The following is a 6,589-nucleotide window of genomic DNA, read 5'->3' as shown; positions in this document are numbered from 1 at the left end:
CGACTTCCGTAAGCCGAACGCGTGGCTGCTGCAGGCGCGGCAGAACCCGGCGTCGCCGCAGCCGGGAGAGATTGACGTGTTCGAGTGGCCGGGACGCTTTGTGGAGCACGCGCAGGGCGAAAAGTATGTGCGGGTGCGCCAGGAGGCGTGGCAGGCGGCGCACCGCCAGATAAGCGGGGAGGGCACGGCGCTGGGGCTGGCGCCGGGGTACACCTTCGCGCTGCTGAACGCGCCGCACGGGGGCGACAACGGCGCGTACCTGACGCTGGAGGCCGAATATTATCTGGAGGAGAACCGCTACGCCAGCGGAGAGGGCGACACGGTACAGCGCATCCGTTTCCGGGTGCTGCCGGCGGCGGCGGTGTACCGGAAAGAGGCGGAGACGCCGTGGCCAAAGACGCACGGGCCGCAGACGGCGCGGGTGACGGGGCCGGCGGGGGAATCGATACATACCGACCGCTACGGGCGCATCAAGGTGAAGTTTCACTGGGACCGCGAGTCGAAGGGTGACGAGACAAGCTCGTGCTGGGTGCGGGTATCAAGCGCGTGGGCGGGCCAGGGCTACGGCGGGGTGCAGATACCACGGGTGAACGACGAGGTGGTGGTGGACTTCATTAACGGTGACCCGGACCGCCCGATAGTGACGGGTCGGGTGTACAACGCGGCGAGCATGCCGCCGTGGACGCTGCCGGCGGCGGCGACGCAGATGGGGTTCATGAGCCGGTCAAAGGACGGGAAGCCGGACAACGCCAACGTGCTGCGCTTCGAGGACCGGGCGGGCGAGGAGCAGGTGTGGATCCAGGCCGAGCGCAACATGGATACCAACATTAAAAATGATGAAACCCACATCGTGGGCGGCAACCAGACGGTCAATATCAGTAAAGATCACACCAGTAAGGTGGAAGGCAGCTACACGCAAATGACACAGGCGACGCGCAGCGAGCTGGTGGGCGGTGATTATGAGCTGAGCGCCGAAGGCACGCTGACGCTGGCTTCGGCCAATAGCATTCAGCTGATCTGTGGCGACAGTATGCTGATTATGAACGAGTCAGGTGACGTCGTACTGCAGTGCAACACCTTCTCGGTGAATGCTTCCGCCCAGGGAGAGATTAATACCGGCGGCACGCTCGATTTGAACATCAAAAAGCCCGGCGGCTCGATCTCTTTCTCACCGATGCCGGATCAAATTAAAGAGCTGGTCAGCACGGTATTTAATAAAAATAAAGGAAACAGCTAATGAGTCAGCCAGTGCAATATATTCTGACGGAAGGCGCCCTGACGCTGCCGGAAGCGGCGCAGGATGAAAGCGTCACCATTCTTAAGCTGCCGCAGGCGCAGGCATCGCTGGTCGTTACCCGGGCGTTTACGGTTAAGCCGGGCGAAGAGGAACAGTACCTGCAGCAGCAGCTGGAGAAGGTTAAGCGCGACATGAAAAAATTTGTCGCCGGGGAACCGCAGGATACGCTGCTGGGCGCGCTGCCGGCACGGGAAATCCAGTTTCATTTCCAGAATCAGCAGGTCACCCTTTATCAAATTCTGCTGACGGTCATGCTTAACGATCATCTGATGGTGCTGACCCTGAGCCGCACGCAGCCGTTCGATGAAGCGGCGCTGGCGATGTGGCACGCCATCCGGGCAAGCTATACGCCAGCCGGGGGCGGGAAGGTCTGAGCATGACGGATGAACTGATTGCCGCAAGGATGGGCGATCCGCTGGTACACAGCTCGGCGCTGGCTGATTTTGTCAGCGGCATGGTGGAAGGCGCGATTTATCTCGGCATTTACTCGGCGGCGACGGCGCTGTGCGGCACCGGTTTCGGCGCCGTGCTGGGCGTCGGCCTGGCCGTTGCGGCAGGCGTGAGCGGCATACCGGAAAAAATCGGCAACAGGGCCGGCGGGATGGTGGATTCCGCGCTTGATTTCCTTGGGCTAAAAGGGCCGCCCGATGCCAGAATCACCAGCGGATCGGTTAATGTCCGTATCATGGGTAAACCGTCGGCGCGCGCGGCCGGTACGGTGGATCACGCTTATCTGAACGCCTTCCCCGGCGGAGAAGAAGAGAGCCTGAGCGCGGAAGATGTCGTCACCCTGATCTCGGCGGGCATCGCTGCCACCGCGTCGGTGGTAAAGCACCCCGGCAAAGCGGCCAGCGCCCTGTATGACAACGTTAGCGACATTGACGGCAATGATGTTAAACATTTTTTCTCCGGTATCTGGAGCAACCTGACGCAGCCGTTAGTGAAAAGCGCCAGCCCTTACGCCACGCCCGCCCCAAAAGACACCGTTCTCTGTTCGAAACTTCATCTGGCTGAAAACGCTAACTTCCTGGCAGAAGGTTCGCGCAAGGTATTGATCAACGGACAGCCTGCGGCGCGTAACGGCGATCGCAGCACCTGCGAAGCCAAAATCGAGGTGGCGGAAAACCCGCGTGTACGCATCGGCGGCGGCAGTATTGTGGTGCGCGATATCCGCAGCGGGAAAAATTTCCTTGCCTGGGTGCTGGGCAGCCTGACTGGCGGCGCGGGGATACGGCAGGGCGTTAAAGCGCTGCAAAGCCTTTTTCAGGCGCGCAAACTGATGCGTCTGCTGCGTGAGGGCGTCTGCCCTGTTGCCGCAGCGGCCACGCAGGCCATCGCGGCGGAAAGCTCGGTACAGGCGTTGGGGCTGATCGCCAGTAAAGCGGTGCAAACCGCGCACCCGGTGAATATCGCCACCGGGGCTAAAATTCTTGCCGGACAGGAAGATCTTGATTTTTCCCTGACCGATCGCATTCCGCTGCTGTGGCAACGCGTCTATCACAGCCGTAACCGTGCTGTCGGCCTGCTGGGGGCTGGCTGGATGCTGCCGTTTGAGACCCGCTTTATCCGCCGGACGGAAGGTCTGGTCTGGCGTGATATCAGCGGCCGGGAGCTGGGCATTGGCCCGGTTAATCCCGGCGACGTGATCGAATGTCTGGAAGATGGCATGACGCTGTGGTTCAGCCCGCAGGGCGCCATCGTTTTACAGAACGATCTTGGCGAATTTCAGCTTTATGAACCGGATCCGGCACGGCCCGGCGAATGGCATATCGTGCGTATTTACGATCGCCATGAAAACTGCCAGCACTATGCGTACAACAGCGCGGGTCAGCTGGTCTCCATTTCCGGGGATAACGAAGCGCTGACGGTCGCGCTCAGTTATGAGACCCGTCATGGCCGCCTGGCGGCCGTGCATCAGGTGTGCGGCGACACGCATTATCTGCTGGTGCGCTATGGCTATAACGAACAGGGTCAACTGATCGCCGTGGAAGATGCCGACGGCATCGTGACGCGCCGGTTTGGCTGGGATCGTGCCAGCGACTGCATGGCATCGCACAGCTATGCCACCGGCCTGCGCGTGGAATATGAATGGCGTCCCGAAGCGGGCGGCGCGGAATGGCGTGTGCAGCAATACCGCGTTTGCGATGAAGCAAACGAGACGCTGGAGCACTGGCTGATCGATGCGGACGAGCAGGCCAGGCGTGCAATCGTCACCTGCCTGTCCGGCGGCAGCTCAGAACATCACTGGGATCATCTTTACCGCATCATCCGCTACACCGACAGCTATGGCGCGGAATGGCGTTATCAGTGGGCCGCCGATGGCGAATTGCTGAAGGCGACCATCGATCCCGACGGCAACCGCTGGGAATATAACCACGACGTGCGTGGCAACCTGACGATGGTGCGCGACCCGCTCGGCCAGACCACGCTGACCACCTGGCATGAGATGTATGCGTTTCCGCTGAAAGAAGTATTGCCGGATGGCGCGGTGTGGCAGTACGGCTACAGCAACCGGGGCGACGTGACGGAACTGATCGATCCGGCAGGCGGGGTGACCCGTTTCGCGTGGAATGATCAGGGCGATCTGACGGAGCGAACCGACGCGCTGCAGAACACCAGCCGTTACGGGTGGGATGAGCGCGGCCAGCTGCTGCGCGATGAGGACTGCTCCGGCCATCAGAGCCACCGTATTTATGATGAACGCGGTCGGCTTATCCGGCTCAGCCAGCCCGGCGCGGGCAGCGAACAGTGGCGGTGGACGGCGGCGGGCCGGCTGGCGGCGCACATCCGCGCCGACGGCCGCGAGACCCGCTATGACTATGACCGCGCGGGCCTGCTGACCGGCAGCAATACCGACGGTTTTTCAGAACGCAGGGTGACGCGCAACGCCCGCGGGCAGGTGGTGACGGAGATCGATCCGGCCGGTCACCAGGTGCGTTACCGTTACGATCGTTTTGGTCGCCTGCAGACGCTGATTAACCCGAACGGCGACAGCTGGCGCTTTGAATATGATAACGGCGGGCGGCTGCTGGCGCAGTATGACTGGTCGGGACGGCGCACCGCCTGCCGCTATACGCTGCAGGGCCGGGTGGCAGAGGTTATGCGTGAAGCGCTGCCGCAGGCGAATGAGACGCCGCCGGCCCAGGTGACGCACTATACGTATGACGCCACGGGCCGCCTGGTTATCAGGCAGACGGCAGCCAGCCACACGGAATACGTTTACGGCCCGCGCGAGGTGAAAATTCGCCGTGCGGCCCTGAGCGCCTGGCAGCAGGCAGCGGCAGACGGCCAGGCGCCGCAGTGGGAAGAGACGCTGAGCTTCAGCCGTGACGCGCTGGGTAACCTGACGGCGGAAGAGAACCACGGCGGCCGCTGGCAGCATGCATATGACGCCCTGGGTAACCTGCTGGTGACCACCGCGCCGGACGGCAGCGAACTGCGCCACCTGCGCTACGGCAGCGGACACTTGTTGCAGATGAACCTGCACCATGACGGGCTTAATACGGAGCTGGCGGGCTGGGAGCGCGACAGCCTGCACCGTGAAATCCGCCGCAGCCAGGGGGCGCTGACGCTGGAGACGCGCTACGATGCGGCGGGGCGCATCACGCTGCGCGGCAGCCGTCGCGGACATACGCTGGTTTTCGAGCGGCGCTGGCGCTGGGACCGTCTCGACCAGATAAACCAGGAGAGCGTAACCGACGGCGACGCGGGCGCAGAGAAGTACCGTCAGCAGCGGTGGGGCTACGATGCCACAGGCCAGGTGACGCGCAGCGCAGGAGCAACGCAGGAAGAGCGTTTCAGCTGGGACGCGGCGGGCAACCGTACGGACGCGCCGGGTGAGACGGTGTGGCATAACCTGCTGCAGCGGCTGAACGGCATCCGGCTGGCGTATGACGGCTTTGGCCGTCTGGCAGAGCGGCGCGACACGCGGCGCGGGCTGACGCAGCGTTTCCGTTACGACGAGGAAAACCGGGTCAGCGGGGTGACGCTGGAGGGGCACCGGGAATACCGGCGGGCGGAATACCGCTACGACCTGCTGGGCCGCCGCACGCACAAGCGGCTGTACCGGCACGGCAGCGCGGAGCCGGAGGTGATAACCTTTCAGTGGAACGGACTGCGGCTGGCGGGCGAGGCGAGCAGCCACGCGCCGGGTAAGAAAACGCAGTACCTTTACGGCGAAGGCACATGGGAGCCGCTGGCGCGGGTGGACAGCAGCGCGGCGGGCAGCGAGGTTTACTGGTATCACACCGGGCTGAACGGTCTGCCGTTGCGCATGACGGACGCGCAGGGCGATACGGTTTGGAAAGGGCAGTTCAGCACCTGGGGCGACACGCAGCAGGAGCAGAGCCACACGCCGCTGGCAGTGCCGCAGAACCTGCGTTTTCAGGGGCAGTACCTGGATAGGGAGACGGGCCTGCACTACAATCTGTTCCGGTACTATGACCCGGCAACAGGACGCTACACGCAGCCTGATCCGATCGGTCTGGCTGGCGGGCTGAACACCTATGCGTATGTGGGGGATCCGCTGGTATGGGTGGATCCGCTGGGGTTGGCCGCTGAAAATATATTCATTCATTATACTGATAAAGCTGGTTTTGAAGCCATAATGAAGTCTGGGGTTCTTAATGCTAATTCTAGTGGTAAGGTTTATCTTACTGATCTATTAATGTCACCTGATGATGTCGTTAGAGATCTTCTGATAAATAATAAAGATCATATTGGGCGAGGTGACTATAGCATCGTATTCAAGACTGATTCATTACAGCTAAGCAATATTGAACAAGTTTCTGAATTAGAGTATACCCATAAAGGAAAACTAAGGCTCAATGATGTACTATACTCAGGTAAAAACCCATATGATATCGTTGCTGATATGTCATATGAAAAAAGATTAAGTATGCTGCATAATCAAATTAACTCGAGAGGAAAACGTTGTGGCTGATGGTGCTTATAAAGAAACTAAAATAATAAAATTGAATCAGGCAGAGGTTAATGCTTTAAAAAAAAGCATTCTATACTTGAAATTTTCATGTAAAGAAACTGATTCTGTATTATATGCCGGAAGTCCATTAATAAATGGAGTGTTAGATAAGTTATTAAACGTGGATGATCTTGGTCAGTTTGCAAAAGAATTTTATTCTAAAAAGAACCCTACTAATGAATCGGTTGTGAGAGAAAAACTAGAAAGGTATGCAAAGGAAAATGGGAAGAATGTTGATGAAATGCAACATGTATATAAAGACAGCATTTACCCCTTTCCTGAAAATTAAAAGATTTAGATAAAACCATCTA

The 6,589-nt window shown here is 59.6% G+C and carries 4 protein-coding genes; all 4 read left to right on the top strand.

Features of this window, described 5'->3' with window-relative positions:
- Nucleotides 1-1,237, top strand: a 1,237-nt coding sequence (locus COO59_RS04850; RefSeq protein WP_121494924.1) for a type VI secretion system Vgr family protein, incomplete at its 5' end; no start/stop codon positions are given.
- The gene (locus tag COO59_RS04845; protein WP_103058691.1) at nt 1,237-1,671 is read left to right on the top strand and encodes a DcrB-related protein; all 435 of its coding nucleotides are present in this window, start codon (nt 1,237-1,239) and stop codon (nt 1,669-1,671) included. The genes COO59_RS04850 and COO59_RS04845, both read left to right, overlap by 1 nt.
- Nucleotides 1,672-1,673: 2 nt before the next feature.
- Nucleotides 1,674-6,239: an RHS repeat-associated core domain-containing protein gene (locus tag COO59_RS04840; protein ID WP_103058690.1), complete on the top strand. Its 4,566-nt coding sequence runs from the start codon at nt 1,674-1,676 to the stop codon at nt 6,237-6,239.
- Nucleotides 6,232-6,567, top strand: a complete 336-nt coding sequence (locus COO59_RS04835) for a hypothetical protein (protein ID WP_103058689.1) — start codon at nt 6,232-6,234, stop codon at nt 6,565-6,567. The genes COO59_RS04840 and COO59_RS04835 overlap by 8 nt, the downstream gene beginning before the upstream one ends.
- Nucleotides 6,568-6,589: the final 22 nt, after the last annotated feature.

Origin of the sequence: Mixta theicola (genome assembly GCF_002895925.1) — a bacterium.
GTDB classification, from domain to species: domain Bacteria; phylum Pseudomonadota; class Gammaproteobacteria; order Enterobacterales; family Enterobacteriaceae; genus Mixta; species Mixta theicola.
This window is presented reverse-complemented; position numbering and strand designations above follow the sequence as displayed.

Coding starts and splice junctions, on each gene's coding strand:
- COO59_RS04845 (WP_103058691.1), top strand. CDS start 1,237: ATGAGTCAGCCAGTGCAATATATTCTGACGGAAGGCGCCCTGACGCTG.
- COO59_RS04840 (WP_103058690.1), top strand. CDS start 1,674: ATGACGGATGAACTGATTGCCGCAAGGATGGGCGATCCGCTGGTACAC.